Origin of the sequence: Clostridioides sp. ES-S-0108-01 (genome assembly GCF_020662285.1) — a bacterium.
Lineage (GTDB): Bacteria > Bacillota > Clostridia > Peptostreptococcales > Peptostreptococcaceae > Clostridioides.
In genome coordinates this window covers 180,052-197,159 of sequence record NZ_JADGMN010000003.1, presented here as the reverse complement: position 1 = coordinate 197,159, position 17,108 = coordinate 180,052, and the positions used below count along the sequence as shown (strand labels likewise).

18 protein-coding genes and 1 riboswitch are annotated in these 17,108 nt (G+C 28.2%); of the genes, 1 reads left to right on the top strand and 17 read right to left on the bottom strand.

The features are described 5' to 3' along the window. Positions 1-12: 12 nt before the first annotated feature. From IR152_RS04785 to IR152_RS04705, 17 genes are all read right to left on the bottom strand, one after another. Positions 13-456: a MarR family winged helix-turn-helix transcriptional regulator gene (locus tag IR152_RS04785; protein ID WP_227450661.1), complete on the bottom strand. Its 444-nt coding sequence runs from the start codon at positions 454-456 to the stop codon at positions 13-15. Between the two features lie 498 nt (positions 457-954). Next, on the bottom strand, positions 955-1,845 hold the full coding sequence (locus IR152_RS04780) for a homoserine O-succinyltransferase (RefSeq protein WP_227450660.1): 891 nt from the start codon (positions 1,843-1,845) through the stop codon (positions 955-957). 29 nt (positions 1,846-1,874) lie between these two features. Beyond that, positions 1,875-3,140, bottom strand: a complete 1,266-nt coding sequence (locus IR152_RS04775; RefSeq protein ID WP_227450659.1) for an O-acetylhomoserine aminocarboxypropyltransferase/cysteine synthase family protein — start codon at positions 3,138-3,140, stop codon at positions 1,875-1,877. Positions 3,141-3,248: 108 nt separating this feature from the next. Next, positions 3,249-3,351: riboswitch (SAM riboswitch) on the bottom strand. Positions 3,352-3,404: 53 nt separating this feature from the next. Then, positions 3,405-4,406, bottom strand: coding sequence for an HAD-IC family P-type ATPase (locus tag IR152_RS04770; RefSeq protein WP_413927468.1), 1,002 nt, complete (start codon positions 4,404-4,406; stop codon positions 3,405-3,407). After that, positions 4,306-4,527, bottom strand: a complete 222-nt coding sequence (locus tag IR152_RS20380) for a cation-transporting P-type ATPase (protein ID WP_413927467.1) — start codon at positions 4,525-4,527, stop codon at positions 4,306-4,308. The genes IR152_RS04770 and IR152_RS20380 overlap by 101 nt, the downstream gene beginning before the upstream one ends. A gap of 127 nt (positions 4,528-4,654) precedes the next feature. Next, positions 4,655-5,398: a peroxide stress protein YaaA gene (gene yaaA / locus IR152_RS04760; protein ID WP_227450658.1), complete on the bottom strand. Its 744-nt coding sequence runs from the start codon at positions 5,396-5,398 to the stop codon at positions 4,655-4,657. Between the two features lie 6 nt (positions 5,399-5,404). Then, positions 5,405-5,872, bottom strand: a complete 468-nt coding sequence (gene bcp / locus IR152_RS04755; protein ID WP_227450657.1) for a thioredoxin-dependent thiol peroxidase — start codon at positions 5,870-5,872, stop codon at positions 5,405-5,407. A 292-nt stretch (positions 5,873-6,164) separates the two neighbouring features. Next, entirely contained in the window at positions 6,165-7,862 is a 1,698-nt protein-coding gene (gene ade / locus IR152_RS04750; protein WP_227450656.1) for an adenine deaminase, read from the bottom strand. Between the two features lie 295 nt (positions 7,863-8,157). Continuing rightward, positions 8,158-9,312: a putative manganese transporter gene (locus tag IR152_RS04745; protein ID WP_255624434.1), complete on the bottom strand. Its 1,155-nt coding sequence runs from the start codon at positions 9,310-9,312 to the stop codon at positions 8,158-8,160. A 247-nt stretch (positions 9,313-9,559) separates the two neighbouring features. After that, positions 9,560-10,399: a 4-hydroxy-3-methylbut-2-enyl diphosphate reductase gene (locus IR152_RS04740; RefSeq protein ID WP_227450655.1), complete on the bottom strand. Its 840-nt coding sequence runs from the start codon at positions 10,397-10,399 to the stop codon at positions 9,560-9,562. A gap of 12 nt (positions 10,400-10,411) precedes the next feature. Beyond that, positions 10,412-11,008: a lysophospholipid acyltransferase family protein gene (locus tag IR152_RS04735; RefSeq protein ID WP_227450654.1), complete on the bottom strand. Its 597-nt coding sequence runs from the start codon at positions 11,006-11,008 to the stop codon at positions 10,412-10,414. Positions 11,009-11,057: 49 nt separating this feature from the next. After that, positions 11,058-11,708, bottom strand: a complete 651-nt coding sequence (cmk, locus tag IR152_RS04730) for a (d)CMP kinase (protein WP_227450653.1) — start codon at positions 11,706-11,708, stop codon at positions 11,058-11,060. Positions 11,709-11,753: 45 nt separating this feature from the next. Beyond that, complete coding sequence (locus IR152_RS04725) at positions 11,754-13,007, bottom strand: NAD(P)/FAD-dependent oxidoreductase (RefSeq protein ID WP_227450652.1); 1,254 nt, start codon at positions 13,005-13,007, stop codon at positions 11,754-11,756. A gap of 23 nt (positions 13,008-13,030) precedes the next feature. After that, positions 13,031-13,672: a histidine phosphatase family protein gene (locus IR152_RS04720; protein WP_227450651.1), complete on the bottom strand. Its 642-nt coding sequence runs from the start codon at positions 13,670-13,672 to the stop codon at positions 13,031-13,033. A 200-nt stretch (positions 13,673-13,872) separates the two neighbouring features. After that, positions 13,873-14,286 carry a DUF1653 domain-containing protein gene (locus IR152_RS04715; RefSeq protein ID WP_227450650.1) on the bottom strand — a complete coding sequence of 138 codons (414 nt, stop codon included), beginning with the start codon at positions 14,284-14,286 and terminating at the stop codon, positions 13,873-13,875. A gap of 145 nt (positions 14,287-14,431) precedes the next feature. Next, complete coding sequence (locus tag IR152_RS04710; RefSeq protein WP_227450649.1) at positions 14,432-14,773, bottom strand: LytTR family DNA-binding domain-containing protein; 342 nt, start codon at positions 14,771-14,773, stop codon at positions 14,432-14,434. 563 nt (positions 14,774-15,336) lie between these two features. After that, positions 15,337-15,714: a BlaI/MecI/CopY family transcriptional regulator gene (locus tag IR152_RS04705; protein WP_227450648.1), complete on the bottom strand. Its 378-nt coding sequence runs from the start codon at positions 15,712-15,714 to the stop codon at positions 15,337-15,339. Between the two features lie 494 nt (positions 15,715-16,208). Here IR152_RS04705 and IR152_RS04700 point away from each other — a divergent pair, with 494 nt between their 5' ends. Further along, positions 16,209-16,385 carry a DUF4177 domain-containing protein gene (locus tag IR152_RS04700; protein WP_227450647.1) on the top strand — a complete coding sequence of 59 codons (177 nt, stop codon included), beginning with the start codon at positions 16,209-16,211 and terminating at the stop codon, positions 16,383-16,385. The last annotated feature ends 723 nt before the right edge of the window (positions 16,386-17,108 follow it).

Sequence of the window (17,108 nt, the reverse complement as noted above, 5' to 3'; positions counted from 1 at the left end):
ATTATTTTTATGTTATTTGCAATCAATGTGAGTTAAAAGCTTATTTAATTTTTCTAAACCTTCTATTATATCTTTCATATCTTGCAATTTTTCACTAGTCATATTTTCAAAATAACTATCAAAAATACTACTTGAAATATTCTCTTGTATATCCAATGATTTATTTGTAACTTTTACTTTCACAATTCGCTGGTCTTCTATATCTCTTATGCGATTTAAAAAACCATTTTTTTCAAGTCTCTGACAGATTACTGATACATTACTATTTGTCATGTTTAAGTTTTTACCTAAATCGCTTATTTTTTTCTCTCCATGTTCACATAACTCTGATAAAATCAAAGCTTGCACTGCTGTAATACCAAGTGGCTGATAAAACTTACTTAATAAAGTTGCAAACTTCATATTTATATCCCTAGTCAACTCTAATAGCTCTTTCTTAAAACTCATCTCGTCCATACAAACGCTCCCTACGAAAATACTTTATTCCACTAACTATTAACTTTAGGCTTAAGTTTATCCTGTAAATGAATACTTAATACTATAATGTTTAATGTATTAAATATTATAGTATTAAGTATTCATTGTCAATTACAATATTGTAACTTCAGTTGGAATTTTGTTATCTTATGGATATTTAATTTTATACAGGATGCTTTTGATAAAATTTAATAAAAAATCGATGTATATATTTTACACCGATTTCTCCATTTTTAATCTATTTTAAAAATTAAAATACAAATTTATTGATAATCTAAAGGTTTAATCTCCCATTATCATATCATGTATAAAATTAAAACTACCTTTATCTACACCTAAAGTGATTTCCATAATATATAAAACTACTATTATAAGGTCAAATTTTTTTTAAAATAAGGTATAAAGAATCATTAAGATTAACTTTATACCTATAAATCTCTATATTTTATTTAGTTAACATTTATATACTATTAAAATTTATTGTATCAAATAGTTTTTTATCCAATTTCTAAACAACAATTCTGAATGTTTTTTCCATTTTACAGCTGGCTCTTCTGAAGGGTCATCATTAATGTAGTAATTTTGAGGTATCGATATTTCATCACCTCTATTTATATCCCTCTTATACTCTTTATCAAGAGTGTATTTATCATACTCGCTATGACCCATTACGAATACATCTCTCGAATTTGTAATTATATAAGGACCAGCTTCTTTAGAATGACTCACAATGCTCAACTCTTTATTCTCTTTTAGAGCTTCAATATTTACAGTAGTATGTCTTGAATGTGGGGCAAAAAATTCTTTTTCAAACCCATCTACTATCTTACTATTCTTATCTACTTTATGCTTAAATACTCCAAAACATTTTTTACTTAATGGTAGTTTTTTTACATTGTAGTATTTGTAAAGACTTGCTTGAGCTGCCCAACATATATATAATGTAGATTTAGTTTTTCTTTTAGAATAATCCATAATCTCTTCTAGTTCATTCCAATAATCAACTTCTTCAAACTCCATTTGTTCAACTGGAGCTCCTGTTATTATAAGACCATCAAAGTATTCTTCTTTGGCTTCATCAAATGTTTTATAAAATTCTTTAACATATTCATTGCAACTTCTCTTACTCTCTCTTGTTGAAATTTTAATAAATTCCACAGATACATTGAATCCTGTTTTATCTATCCTTCTTAGTAAATCTAATTCTGTATCTATCTTTATAGGCATTAGATTCAGTATAGCTATCTTAGTATCTATGTTTTCTTCATATTTTAATTCCTTATTAAAATCTTCTTTGTAAATTACATCTATTCCTTCATCTAATAATTTATTAATAACAGGTAATCCTTTTGGTAGTATTAAAGCCATATTTTTTCACTTCTCTTTCTCTTAGAATATTAGAAATTTAAAGCTTGATTTAAATCAGCTATTAAATCCTCTACATTTTCTATTCCAACTGACAATCTTATTAGTGAAGGCAATACTCCAGATGCAATTAATTGTTCTTCTGTTAATTGTCTATGAGTAGTTGAAGCTGGGTGTATAACACATGTTCTTACATCTGAAACATGCGTAACTAAAGATGCTATCTGTAGTTTTTCCACAAATTTTTTTGCATTTTCTAGCCCACCTCTTACTCCAAATGATAAAACTCCACTACACCCTTTTGATAAATATTTTTTAGCATTCTCATAATACTTGTTATCTTCAAGCCCTGGATAATTAATCCAGTCTACATTTTCATGTTTTTCTAAAAACCTAGCTATTTTAAGTGCGTTTTCACTATGTCTCTCCATTCTAAGGTGCAGTGTTTCAACATTTAAGTTAGTAAGATATGCATTAAACGGGCTTAAACAATTTCCATAATCCCTAAGTAATTGAACTCTTGCTTTAGTTGCATACGCAGCATTTCCAAATTTTTCAGTATAACTTATTCCATGGTACGTTGGGTCTGGTTCAACTAATTCTGGAAATTTTCCATTATCCCAGTTAAAGTTTCCACCGTCTACTATAATTCCCCCAACACTTGAAGCATGCCCGTCTAAATATTTTGTAGTAGAATGAGTAACTATATTTGCTCCATACTTTAAAGGGTTACAAAGCACTGGAGATGCTAATGAATTATCAACTATAAATGGAACATTAATCCTCTTAGCTACATTTGCTATTTTTTCAAAATCTATAACTTCAAGAGTTGGATTTGCAAGTGTTTCTGCAAACACAACTTTAGTATTTTCATTTGCAAGTTCTGCTATCTCATCTTCACTTGAATCTAAGTCAAACGATATTAAATCTATACCAAATTTTTTAAGACTAGGTCCTAATAAATTGAATGTTCCTCCATATACTTTTGAAGAACAAAGTATGCTATCTCCTGATTTACATATATTTAAAACTGCCAACATATTTGCAGATTGACCTGATGATACAGCTACAGAAGATACTCCTCCTTCTAGTAAACTTATTTTCTCTTCAAAAGCTTGAATAGTAGGATTACTTATTCTTGAATATATATGTCCATCAACCTTTAAATCGAATAATTCAGCAAGTTGGTCTATACTGCTATATTTAAAAGTTGTACTTTGATATAAAGGTAATACTCTTGGTTCTCCATTACCTGGTTTATAATTTCCTTGCACACATATTGTCTCTTTATTATACATTTTTATATCCCCCTTAGATTTTATTAAAAAAATTAAACTATTTATCAGATGAGATTTAAAATAAATAAAGCCTGAGTATATAACTCAGGCTCTGTATAAGCTTAATTATACTCATCTCTCAGCTTTCGCCGCAGGATTTAGCACCAATGTATATAAATATACTGGTTGCCGGGTTTCATAGGGCCAGTCCCTCCACCTCTCTGGATAAGATTTATTTAATTTTTCTATGTTTTATATCTTATATATTTTTCCTAATTTTGTCAACTATTTTTTTAATTTTTTTCTTTTAATAACTTTCCCAACCTCTACTTGAACTACAGACATTACAGCTAAAACAATTGTTATAAGCCACTCTGAACTATTTAAAATAGTTAGACTAAAAGCATTTCTAAAAACAGGTACAAACAGTATTACTGCTATTAGCAATGCAGAAGTTAAAAACGAGATTAAAAGAAATGGATTTTTACCATTATTTCTATTAAACATTGAATCTATATTTGAACGCTGGCTAAATGCTCGTAACATCTGTGAAAATGCTAATACACAAAACGCCATTGTTTGACCTACAGAATGATTTTCTATATTAAGACCAATTTTATATGCTAAAATAGTCATTATTGCCACAAATATACCTTGGGTAACAACTCTTTGTATAAGGTTTTTTTCAAACAAAGTGGTTGATTTCACTGGCTGATGCTTCATTATATTTCTGCTTGGTGGGTCAACTCCAAGAGCAAGAGCTGGAAGTGTAGCAGTTGCAAGGTTTACCCACAGAATATGAACAGCAAGAAGTGGAGTATCCCAATTTAATAGTATTGCTACAAACAGTGTAAGTATCTCTGCTATATTACCAACAAGCAAGAATTGTATAACTTTTTGTATGTTCCTATATACACGCCTACCTTCTTTTATTGCATAAGCAATTGTTGTAAAGCTATCATCCATTAAAATCATATCAGAAGAATCTTTTGCAACATCTGTACCACTTATACCCATAGCTATACCAATATCAGCAGATTTTAAGGCAGGAGAATCGTTTACACCATCCCCAGTCATTGCTGGTACTTCTCCAATTCTTTTTAAAGATTTTATTATTCTAAGTTTATCAAATGGGGACACACGAGCTATAGGTGAATTCATATTTTTTAATGCTTCTAATGATATTTCATCCTTTTTTTCTTGAACAATACCAATAATTGCATTTACTATTACAATTATTAGTATTACAAAAGCTTCTGTAAATTCGCCAAATATTAAAGACAACACCACTCTTTTTAAGCCGTTTTTCCGCCTCGGTATCGGTGAGCCCCTCCTCTGATGAATCTAGACTTTCTAAAATTTCATGAGTTGCTCTTGAATGCCAAGGCATCTGTTTGTGATTTTCCATTTTGGAAGACCACTCCTTTCTTTTTTGATTTAAGAGTAATTATATTTTAAAATCAAGTTCAGTTCAATACACAATAAGTATATTTTACCTAAATTTAACAATGCCATTTAATACTTAATAAAAAATTCTACTCTTTTACAAATATGTATTCACTATTATCAGATAAGTTTTCTTGGTACTTATATCCTTCTAAGTTAAACTTTTTTAGCTCCTCAATATCTATTATCCTATTTTTTACAATGTACTTTGCCATCATACCTCTAGCCTTCTTTGCTTGTGTAGATTCCACTTTCAATATACCATTTTTGTTTACTTTAAAAGTACATGTAATATATGTATCACTATCTTTAATAAATCTTTCTATTGACTTGCTGTATTCATTTGATGAAAGATTAATGATAGCTGTTTTTTCTTTGCTTAATTCTTTATATATGCGATTTCCCCAATATTCATATAAATTCTTAAACTCACCTATCTGTAATTTTGTCTGCATTTCTAACCTATATTCATATATACTATCGTATGGTTTTACAAGCCCATACAATCCACTTATGATTCGAATACAACTATCTGCAAATTCTTCATCTTGCTTTGTAAAATTTTCTGCTTCTATATTTTTATACTGTATTCCATCATAAGTTAAGATTGCAGGGCTTCCTAATCTATCGAACTTAATGCTTTCAAATCTATTTTTATTTAACACAGCTAATTTTTCATTAATTTTCATTTTATTTTTAAAATCTTCTATGCTAAATGTATTTATATTTTCAACTATTTCTTTTGTATTATCTATAAAACAGGGCAAATTCAAATCTCTATCAAATATTTCTATATTCTTCATATTTTTAGCTGGTGATAACATTATAATCATAAATTCTTATTGCTCCTGTTTTTCCAAATATTCAAGAATCTCTTGTGCATTTGTATCTGGTTTTGCTTTTTCAAAAACTTTTTCAATAATTCCATTTTCATCTATAATATATGTCGCACGTACAACTCCAAATGCAGTTTTTCCATACATTTTTTTCTCTTTCCATACATCAAAAGCTTTTATAGCAACTAAATCAGGGTCAGAAAGTAAAATAAAAGGAAGTTCATGCTTTTCTGCAAATTTTTGATGTGATTTTATGCTATCTTTACTTATGCCAATAACTTGTACATCATCCTTTTTAAATCCATCGTACGCATTTCTAAAAGCACAAGCTTGACGTGTACAACCTGGTGTGTTATCTTTAGGATAAAAATACACTACTACTTTTTTCCCCTTAAAATCTGATATACTTACTTTATTTCCATCTTTATCTTCTAGTGTAAATTCTGGTGCTTTTGTTCCTATACTCAACATAAATATCTCTCCTTTTGTTTTTATTGATAATTTTTATATTATGCTTATATTATTACCCTATAAATCTATATATAAATAAAATATTTTATTTTTTATTTATAAAATTTTATAAACATATAATTTTCATATATTTATGTGCTAAAATAGGCTGAAAATAGTTTTGTTGGGATATTTGAACTTAAAATAAGGTTAAATAATAAATTAATATATTTTCATCGTTTCAACAATGAAAAAGAAACCTACCTCTATTTTGAGACAGCTCCATCTATTGTTATTTTTATAATGTCTTAATCTATATAAATTTAAATTCTTCAACATCAAACATACCTAAATCAGTAAGTCTTATTTGTGGAACAACAGGAAGTGCCATAAAAGAAAGTGTAATAAAAGGGTCTACATACTTTGGAACTCCCATTTTTCTTGCTATCTCCAACATATTATCAGTAGTTTCTTGTACTTCTTCAGCTGTAAGAGTACTAATTAATCCAGCCACTTGAAGACTTAAGTGTGCAATAACTTTTCCATTTGATACAATCACATAACCACCTTGAATCTCTTTTAAATAATTTATTGCAATTAGAATATCATCATCGTTATCTCCTGCAACTATAATGTTATGAGAATCATGAGCCACAGTAGTAGCTATTGCTCCATTTTTTATGCCAAATCCTTTTAGTGGAGCAACTGATATATTTCCAGTCATTCTATGCCTCTCAACAACACAAAGCTTAGAATACTCTTCATTTGGAACAAAATATCCATCTGAACTTGGTAGAGATTCATATAACTTATTTGTCAAAATTTGATAAGGCACAATTTCCATTACATAATTTTTTTCATTTAATTTTAACTGTATTTTTTCTTTATTAATATCTTTAAATTTAACTGTATTAAGTAATTCTTTATCTTTAATCTCATAATTGTAAGTAGAGAAAATTTCTTTTTTTACTAATTTACCATCTTTATAGATACTATCCACTTTCATTTTATCCAAATCATTCAATACAACAATGTCTGCCTTATAACCAGCACTTATTGCTCCAATTTTCTTTAACCCATATGCTCTTGCAGAATTATAAGTTGCAATTTTTATAGCCTTTATAGGTTCCATACCTAAATCAATCGCACATTTTATATTCCATCTTATGTGACCTTGTTTTTCTATGTCATCTAGGTGCTTATCATCTGTGCAAAACATAAATTCTTCAATTGGTAAATTATGCTTTAACATACCACTTACTATAGATTTTAAGTTTTTTGCTGCACTTCCTTCTCTTATTAAAATTTTTAGTCCCGCTCTCAATTTTTCATATACTTCATCAAAAGTTATACATTCATGGTCATTTTCTATTCCTGCACATACATATGTCTGAAGTGATTTTCCATTTACATTTGGTGCATGTCCGTCTACCACCTTATTTTTAAAAAGCTCTAGTTTATCCAAGATTTCATTTTCAGAATTTATAACATCATTGAAACACATTACCTCTCCTAAACCTAAAATTCTAGGATTATTTATGTATCTCTCCATGTCTTTTGCACTAAATTTACCAATTCCATTAGTTTCAAAACTTGTTGCAGGTACAGATGAAGGCATCATAATATATACATTAAGTGGTATATCTTTTGTCGATTCTAATAAAAAATCTATTGCACTTGCTCCCTTTACATTAACTAACTCATGTGGGTCAGCTATGATAGTTGTTGTACCTGATTTTAATATTGTTTTTGATAGTTCAATTGGCATTACCATTGTAGATTCAATATGCATATGTGCATCAATAAAACCAGGTGATATATATTTATTTCTACAATCAATTTCTACATTGCCATTATAATCACCAATACCAACAATAGTATCTCCTACCATTGCTATATCTCCTACTATTAGCTCTTCTGTAAATACGTTTATGATTGTCCCATTTTTAAGTACAATGTCAGCTTTCTCTCTTCCACTTGCCACATCACACTGTCTCTTTAAATTACCCATGCTTTACAACTCCTCTTAAGTTTTTATATCAATATACTAGTCGTATTACATATCATAGTTTGATTTATTAATATATATTATATATGAGTTTTAATAGAAAGTATCACTTGAAATTTGTTCCATTACCAATTTAATTAAATAGAGAGAACATGAGGAATAATATTATTTCCCATGTTCTCATTAATATTTAAGTAATATTGAATTTTTTTATTTCTATATTTAATCTTCACTATTCTTACAAACAAGTTTATGTATCTTATTATTTTATCAATACTTTTTTTATTCATAATTATATTTATCCTAAAAATACATAAACTATCATACCTACAAGTATTGCTGGTATAGTAGTAATAATCATAGCCCATAAAGAAGATTTTTTATCCATTGCTAGAAGTGGGAAAAGTGCATCCCCATCTTGAGATATAGAGTTGGCTATCACCGCCCCAAGTGGTATAGTTCCCTTCAAATAAAATGACATAAGCACAATTTGTATACCACAACCTGGAATAAGCCCAAGACCTGCGCCTATAAATACACTTATTACACCTGTTGATAATACTAGCTTAACCAAGTATTCATCTCCACCTAAAATTAATATTATCAAATCGTAGATAAGATATGCAATAAAAATCCATGTAATTACAAATGATATTTCACCAACAGAATGTATAAGCATTTCTCTTAGAGAAATCTTTTTATTTTCTTCCTCTTTTTGATTAGAATTCTTAAATACCTTTTTAAAACACCACATATAAATTATTGAAAATAATATTCCAATTACTGCTATCATTTCTTCTAATGAATGTAATTTCTCAATTATAGGAAGATTAAGTCCAGAGTGAGCAAGTGACATAAATATAAAGCCGATTAATATAATTCCTATATAAATTTTATATCCTTTTCCATGTGTTATTATGAATGCAAGTCTATTTGTATTTCCATGAGATTTAGCTAGATTGTCCAAAATTATTTCATCATGATTATGTTGTTCTTTATTTTCTTTAGAATTATTTTTACTTATATTGTATTTATCCGATTCTCTACGCTTTTTTAGCCCTAATTTTTCTTCTAGTTTAAAATAATCCACTAGTTGCCCAGTTATTATTCCTGTAATGGTACTAACTATAGTGACAAAAAAATACATTTTAATATTTGATGAAATAAGTATAAATGCGGCATCTCCCATACTAGCTATTAAACTCGCAATTATTGCCCCAAAGCTTAATTTACCATTTATATACAAGGGCATTATTGCCAAACTTCCCCCACAACCTGGTATAGCTCCAATTAAAGCACCCATTAAAGGTTGAAGCTTTCTGTTTTTTGATATGATATTAGTAAAATTTCCACTAGTTTTATAATTAATATATCCAAATAACAAAATAAAAAATCCAATCATAGAGCCTACATGTAAAAATGCCTCTTCAGAAGCGGATATTAACATTTCCATTAATTTACCTCCTACACTAATTTTGCAATAATTATATTATATTTTCTATTGATAATCAATATCAATATTTCTTTTAACTTTCTAATATTAAAAAGTGCGCATCTTATATTATTAATTTTTCGTATTAAGATACACACTTTTTGATATTAGGTTATCTATTTACCACATGTAATATGAAATCAAAGGTGGACATTATGATAAGTTCTATATCATAACAATATCCACCTGTTTTTATTATCTATCAAATTTATAAATTTTCAAGGAATGTTACAACCTCTTCTATTATCCAATTAGGTGTAGATGCCCCTGCTGTAATACCTAAATTTTTATATTTTTTAAGCATTTTTACATCCAATTCATCCTTAGTCTCTATTGCAAAAGTTGGTACTAAGTCTTCACAAACCTTTACTAACTTTTGAGTATTTGAACTATGTTTGCCTCCTATAACTATCATACAATCAACTTCTTTAGCCAGTTCTTTAGCTGATTCTTGTCTTGTTTTTGTAGCTGAACAAATTGTATCATTAAATACTATTTTTTCTAATTTATCTGATAGTTTATCAACTATACTTAGATATAAATCTGGATTTATTGTAGTCTGTGCAACAAGACAATATTTTTTTGAATTATCAAACTCCATATTTTCCATTTGTTCTAAAGTCTTTATTATTATAGCTGAATTTTCACACCATCCATTTATACCTATAACTTCTGGATGTTTCATATCTCCAATAACTATTATTTCATAGCCTTTATTATGATACTCACTTACTACTGTATGTATTTTCTTTACAAATGGACATGTAGTATCCACAATTTTTAGTTTTTTGTCTTTTGCTTCTTTATATATCTTCTCAGGAACTCCATGAGACCTTATTATCATATTTTCATAGTTTGGTATTATATCAATTTCATCTACAGTCTTAAGACCTTTTTCTTCATATTTTGCTACTGCTTGTTTGTTATGAATAAGAGGACCTAAAGCATATATGCCAGAATCATTTTTTTCAACTTCGTCCCATGCCATTTTCATTGCCCTTTTTACTCCAAAACAAAAGCCAGCATTTTTTGCTATTTTTACGTTCACAAGTTTACCCCCTTATTTTGAATATTTAAAGTAATTTTGTTTTATCACTTCTAAAATCTCTTGTGATATTCTTTCATGGTCATCATTACTTAATTTTTCCTTAAAATGTTCTTCAAATGATATTGGCTCTCCAATATATACAATTACTTTACTAAAAAGTTTATATTTGGATATTATTGATACTGGAACAACTTTAGACTTACTTTTTATTGTAAATACAGAAAGACCTGCCTTAGCCTTACCAAAAGAATCCCCCTTTATTCTAGTCCCTTCTGGGAATATTCCTAATACATAACCATCTCTAATTGACCTTAAAATAGTTTTTATTGTAGATACATCTGGCTTTTCTCTATTTATAGGCATAACATGCAATTTTTTTAATATAAATCCTAATGGCTTTACTTCAAATAATTCTTTTTTTGCAATTGCAGCTATTTCTCTATTTTCTATAGCCGCTGCCAAGAATATAGGGTCAAGATTGGACTTATGATTTGAAGCTATTACTATATTCCCTCTATCAGGGATATTCTGTGCACCTATAACCTCATACTTAAAAAATAATTTAGAAAAACCCTTAAAAATATTTATTGCAAATCTATAAAAATTCACGTTTATCTCCCTTCAACACTACATTATATTTTCATTCTGATACATTAAACTAAAGATTTATTTTAGACACAACTTCATACACAACCTCTTCTATAGTTTTTCCTGTAGTGTCTATTTCTAACGCATCATTAGCTTTTACTAATGGAGCAAATTCTCTATTTGAATCCATTTCATCTCGTTTTATTATATCTTCAATTACTTCTTTTAAAGTAGTATTATATCCCTTATTACAAAGTTCTTTATAACGTCTACTTCCTCTTTCTTCTGGAGTAGCTACTAAAAAGAATTTATAATCTGCATTTGGGAAAACATATGAACCTATATCTCTACCATCTAATATTACTGAACTTTTTGTTCCTATTTTTCGTTGAACTTCAACCATTAACTCTCTTACTTCTTTTATCTTAGCTACATTAGAAACATTGTTACTTACTTCTATTGTTCTTATTTCTTCGTCCATAACTTCTTTATCCAAGTATATACTATTATTTTTAAAATCTATATCTGAATTTCTAGCTATTTGAATAACTTCCTTCTCATTATTGACATCAATACCACTTTTTAAACATTTATAAGTAACTGCTCTATACATAGCACCTGTATCTATATAATTTATATTTAACTTTTTTGCTACTATCTTAGCTATTGTACTCTTTCCAGCTCCTGCTGGACCATCTACGGCTATAACTAAATTACCCATATATACACCTCTATTTATATTTAATTATTAATAAAAAAACTACATTTATACACTAATACCTGCAAGGTATCCAGTTGAAAACGCTATTTGTAAATTGTATCCACCAGTTTCTGCATCTATATCAATTACCTCACCTGTAAAAAACAAGTTCTTAATTAACTTAGATTCCATAGTAGAGGAATTAATTTCTTTAACTGAGATACCACCAGAAGTAACCATACCAGTGTTTATACCTGTAGTTCCATTACAAGTTAGCTTCATATTTTTTATATACTCAATAATTTTAATTTCATCTACCTTAGATAAATCACTTGCTTTTTTATCACTCAAAGATAATAGAGATAGAATTTCTTTTAAGAAATTTTGAGGTAGTATTTGCCTAAGATTATTTATAATATTTTTATTTGGAAATTCTCTGATTATACTAGAAATTTCATCATGACTTAAATTTGGTAAGAAATCTATATTTAATTCTACCTTTTCTCTTTCAATAATCTTATTAATATAAGAAGACATTATAAGCACACAAGGTCCTGTTATCCCAAAATGTGCAAATAACATATCCCCCGATTTTGATATTTTCTTTTTCTTAATCTTACAAGATATTTCCACATTCTTCATGGATATTCCTTGCAAATCTTTAATCCATTTTTCCTCTATTCTAAGCGGAACTAAAGCAGGATATAGTTTATTTAATGTATGTCCATGATTTTTAAGAATCTTGTACATTGAACCATCTGAACCCGTTTTTGGATAACTCACTCCTCCAGTTGATATAATAATCTTGTCTCCTAGTATCTTATCTCCATTATCTAAAATAATTCCTTTTACTAGATACTTTGACTTGTCCTTATTAGAGTCATCTTTTGGAGCAATGTCTTCAGTTATAATGTCTGCAACTTTTTTATTATACACTATCTTTACATTGTGATTGAGTAAATCTTTATTTAATACTTCTATTACTTCTATAGATTTATCATTTTTAGAATATACTTTGTGGTCATTTTCTTCTTCAATCTTATATTTTAAATTTCTACTTTCAAAATACGAAATAAGGTCTTTATTTGTAAACGTATAGAAACTACTATAGAGAAATTTTTTATTATTAACGACTTTATCAAAAAAATCTTCTATCTCCCTGTTATTGGTAAAATTGCATCTACCTCCACCAGTTGCTCTTAGCTTTCTCCCTAATTCTCCATTTCTCTCAACTAATATTACTTCATTATTATTTTTCGAAGCTACCAAAGCTGCCATCATTCCAGAGGCACCTCCACCAACTACTATAACTTTACTCATAAATTTCTCCTTATAATTGATTCCTACTCTAATGCAGAATTATTTATCTTTACATGATTTTTTATATGACTTGTATCATTCATTTTTATTATAACAGGTCCATAATCTTTAAATTCTACTATGTTTAAAGCAGTATTATCCTGCTTAATTCTATATATATTTTCCATACCTGATTCTAAAAATGACAATAACATAACTCTCAATGTAATTGAATGTGTAACAAGAATTATATTTTTATTATCATATTTTTCATTTAATTCCTTTATAAAAGCATCTACTCTTTCTTTTATAATTTTAAGAGTTTCGCCTTCTGGTATATTTACTAAGTGTGGCTCATTTCTCCATGTTGAATATATATCTGAGTAATCTTTTTGAATTTCTTTTATTAAAAGACCTTCCCAAACTCCAAATCCCATTTCTCTAAGTGATTCAGTTTTTTGAACTTCAATATTAAGCTTATCTCCTAAAATTTGAGCTGTTTGCATTGCTCTTCCAAGGTCACTACTAAAAATATAATCAATTGGATACTTTCCAATATCTTCAGAAAGTTCTTTTGCCTGATTTATACCTTGAGGTGTAAGGTCAGAATTACCATGACCTTGCGTTTTTCCTAATAGATTCCAATCTGTTTGTCCATGTCTAACTATATAAAAAGTATTTCCCATATGTCCTCCTAATATATGCCTATTTTTATTAAATATAAATTATCACTTCTCAAAATTTAATTATATCATATAATACTTTACTTTGTTTCTATTTTATAACCTAATCTAACATATTATTTACAATAAATCTCATTTATATTTCTACAAGTTATTGCACTATTAAAGGATTTTTCTAAATTTATAAACACATCTTTCTTATATTATTTATAAACTTCTTCAAATCTGTACTTTTGAATTGGATTAACATACTTATCTGTATCTACTTTTTCTAAAAACATATCCAAAGGTCTTGCAAATATTCCTGTATCATCATATAAAGTCTTGTATAAAACTAAATCATTAGTATCTTTTTCTTTTTTATGATAAAAATTTCCATCTAAATCCATATATACATAGATATTTTCTTCTCTTTCAGTATGTCTAATAATCAACTTATATTTATTTCTATTTTGGATTAAATTTTCTCCACTGTATAGTTCACATATGTTTTCTACATTATCAATAGCTTTACTAATCCCCATTGTAGCATAATATTTTCCTTTGAAATGTTTATAGATACAAGGATATTTTAACTGTCTTTCGTTAGTACCTGAGTTATTTTTTAATTCAAGCATTTTATTATAATCTCCCATATCTCGTCCCTTTCTTTTAAAAGTATTTTATTTTGAAATAAGTTACTTGTTTTATATTTTATCATAATTTGAAATTTATTAATAATACAATAAATAAAGAGGCTGTATAAGATACAGCCTCTCAAGATTAATCTTCATAATCATATAATTTTTCTAATTTCTTTTTTAACTTCTTTTTTCTTTCTGAACCTAAAATTCTTATAAAATTATTATTCACAAAAATACAATTATTGCTTAGATAAAATTCACACTTATCTAAATTTACAATATAACTATTACTACATTTGAAAAAATTTTCTTCTTTTATTAGTTTTCTTATACAAGGAGCATTTTCTCCAACTTCATAATTACCATTTTCTGTATAAATCTTTGATTCATATTCTTGCTTCTCTATGTACAAAACTTCTTTGCTATTAATTGAAAAACGTTTATCCTCGTATTCAATATTAATAAAATTTTCCTCTTTCATTACCATCCCTCCAAGTACTTTTATTAATTTAATTTTAGTGTTTTTTATCAATATAATCCATCGGAAATATATGTAAGACTGGTTCATTTAAGATATTTAAAATATAATTTTTAATATTAGTTTATAAGCTTACTTTTTAACATTAATTTTTAAAGTTAAAAATACTTTTTTGAATAACATTTCTATATATAAGTATATATATCTTTAATAAAAAAACTCTTATATAAAATCATGTAAAAATATACATAAAAAAGTAAATATTAGCTTTTTATTTGAATAAATTGTATCGGGGTATATTTTGATATGGTTAAATAGAAATAATGATTTAGATTAGTAAATATTGATAGGTTATAAAATTATTTTAAATGTTAAAAGTCACTATTTAATAGGATAAGTGGTATCATTTAATTTGATACTCCTATTCCAAATATTTATAGGTACTTTACTAATTAAAACCTATTTAATATTACTTTATGAAATAGTGAGTAACTGATTAAATAATACCCTTTATGGATTTTTTCAGCCATATATTAATTTAAATCTTAGAGTTTTAGACTACATAATTACTCCTCTTCTAAGTTTTTAAAATGACTTTCAAATAAATCTAATGTATCCTTATCTATAACTTCATCGTCATGTAATGCTGAAACCAAACTCTGTAAAGAATTATCGTGTATATTACTTAAAAAATCTTTTGTCTCAACACTTAAATACTCCTTATGTCCAACAACTATTGTATAATGAGTATATCTATCTATTTTTTCTGCATTTAAAAAATGCTTTTTAACAAGTCTTGATAAAAGTGTCAATGTAGTTGTTTGTTTCCATCCATATTTTTTTTCCATAGCTTCAATAGTTTCTTTTGATGTTACTGTATCATTTTTCCCCCAAATAAACTTCATAACTTTTAATTCTGCTTGTGGTATTTTTGAAATTGTCATAACCTTACGCCCCTCTCAAACTTTTATTAAATTAATACTATCGCAATATAGTTTTTAAGTCAAAGATTTTGTCGATAATAATATTTTCCAATTTTTACCAAGAACTATTTCTTGATATAATTTCATAACAAATTACATAATAAATCTTTATTCTACAATATAAAATTAAAATAGATAAAAAACCAATTTCTATGGATAACTATAAAAAATAGTAAATATTCGGCGGTTATAAAATCCTTTTTTCAGCCGGAAAGGCCTATGAAATCAGCATTTCTGCTATGTGAGAAGCCGTCCTACAACGGTTAAAATGGTGCCCGAATGGTGCCCAAACGAACAAACAAGGTTATGAACAGTAGCATGAAGTAATGAAACGAAATGGACTGTTTGACATTTCCATGCGCTCATATTAAAATGAAAAAAACCAGTTATAAATTTATACGCCTTAGGCGGAAAAGGCGTATTCGACAAAATAGAAATTGGAGGAGGCATTTTCAATGAAAAAATATGAATATAAGGTTATAACAATCGCAACGGCTTTAGCTATGAATACAAAGCAGTATGAAAAAGTAGCACAAGATATTGAAGTTCAACTAAATGAATTAGGAAGTGACGGTTGGGAACTTGTTCAGCGTAAAGATGGTTTCTTTTTCTTTAAAAGGGAAAGTGAATAATCGAAACATCAGCTTTAGATTTGCCTGACTGTTAAATGCGCTTTATTGGGTATAAGGCATACTCCCTCTTTAGCTGTTTTTAATAGTGGCAAGCAGGGCACAACGGTACACACCGTTGTGCATTTGCCCATTTTCCGCTCTGCGAAAACTGTTCAAACCGCTTGTTGGGGGCCTCCCCCAATCCCCCGGCAAGGGCCGCTTTGCTCCCTTGCGAACGCTCCACAAGTGGAGCGGCTACGCGCCTTTGCGGGCGCTGGTACTATAAGGACATACTTTGCATTAGAGCATATAGGGCGCTATGACGCTCAAAACAATAAAGGGAATAGCACAATATCCAACACCTTAAAATGGACGTCTAATGTTCCGCAGGTATTCTATTTATCAGCTAGATAGAAAAATAAAATTCCGCCCAATTCCCGCCCTACCTTACAAAAATACCTAATAAAAAGTTTTAACACAAAAATAAGCCAATGCCTGAAAACCCTGATAGAATGGGGCTTTGCAGGCATTGGCTTATAAAGAGATATAAGAGATTTCAAGCTATTTTATAGTCAAAGTTCAATAAAAAATAGTAAATCTTTATCGGCAATAAAATACTTTTTTCAGCTGGAAAAGCCTATAAAACCAACATTTATGCTGTATGCGATACAATCCTACAAAGGTTAAAATGGTGCCCAAGCAGACAAACAGAGTTATGAGCAGTAGCATGAAGTAATGAAATAA

Excerpts from the sequence above, each read along its gene's own strand:
- IR152_RS04785 (WP_227450661.1), bottom strand. The coding sequence starts at position 456 with ATGGACGAGATGAGTTTTAAGAAAGAGCTATTAGAGTTGACTAGGGAT.
- IR152_RS04780 (WP_227450660.1), bottom strand. The coding sequence starts at position 1,845 with ATGGCTTTAATACTACCAAAAGGATTACCTGTTATTAATAAATTATTA.
- IR152_RS04775 (WP_227450659.1), bottom strand. The coding sequence starts at position 3,140 with ATGTATAATAAAGAGACAATATGTGTGCAAGGAAATTATAAACCAGGT.
- IR152_RS20380 (WP_413927467.1), bottom strand. The coding sequence starts at position 4,527 with ATGGAAAATCACAAACAGATGCCTTGGCATTCAAGAGCAACTCATGAA.
- yaaA (WP_227450658.1), bottom strand. The coding sequence starts at position 5,398 with ATGATTATAATGTTATCACCAGCTAAAAATATGAAGAATATAGAAATA.
- bcp (WP_227450657.1), bottom strand. The coding sequence starts at position 5,872 with ATGTTGAGTATAGGAACAAAAGCACCAGAATTTACACTAGAAGATAAA.
- ade (WP_227450656.1), bottom strand. The coding sequence starts at position 7,862 with ATGGGTAATTTAAAGAGACAGTGTGATGTGGCAAGTGGAAGAGAGAAA.
- IR152_RS04745 (WP_255624434.1), bottom strand. The coding sequence starts at position 9,312 with ATGGAAATGTTAATATCCGCTTCTGAAGAGGCATTTTTACATGTAGGC.
- cmk (WP_227450653.1), bottom strand. The coding sequence starts at position 11,708 with ATGGGTAATTTAGTTATAGCCGTAGATGGTCCAGCAGGAGCTGGAAAG.
- IR152_RS04725 (WP_227450652.1), bottom strand. The coding sequence starts at position 13,007 with ATGAGTAAAGTTATAGTAGTTGGTGGAGGTGCCTCTGGAATGATGGCA.
- IR152_RS04720 (WP_227450651.1), bottom strand. The coding sequence starts at position 13,672 with ATGGGAAATACTTTTTATATAGTTAGACATGGACAAACAGATTGGAAT.
- IR152_RS04715 (WP_227450650.1), bottom strand. The coding sequence starts at position 14,286 with ATGCTTGAATTAAAAAATAACTCAGGTACTAACGAAAGACAGTTAAAA.
- IR152_RS04710 (WP_227450649.1), bottom strand. The coding sequence starts at position 14,773 with ATGAAAGAGGAAAATTTTATTAATATTGAATACGAGGATAAACGTTTT.
- IR152_RS04705 (WP_227450648.1), bottom strand. The coding sequence starts at position 15,714 with ATGACAATTTCAAAAATACCACAAGCAGAATTAAAAGTTATGAAGTTT.
- IR152_RS04700 (WP_227450647.1), top strand. The coding sequence starts at position 16,209 with ATGAAAAAATATGAATATAAGGTTATAACAATCGCAACGGCTTTAGCT.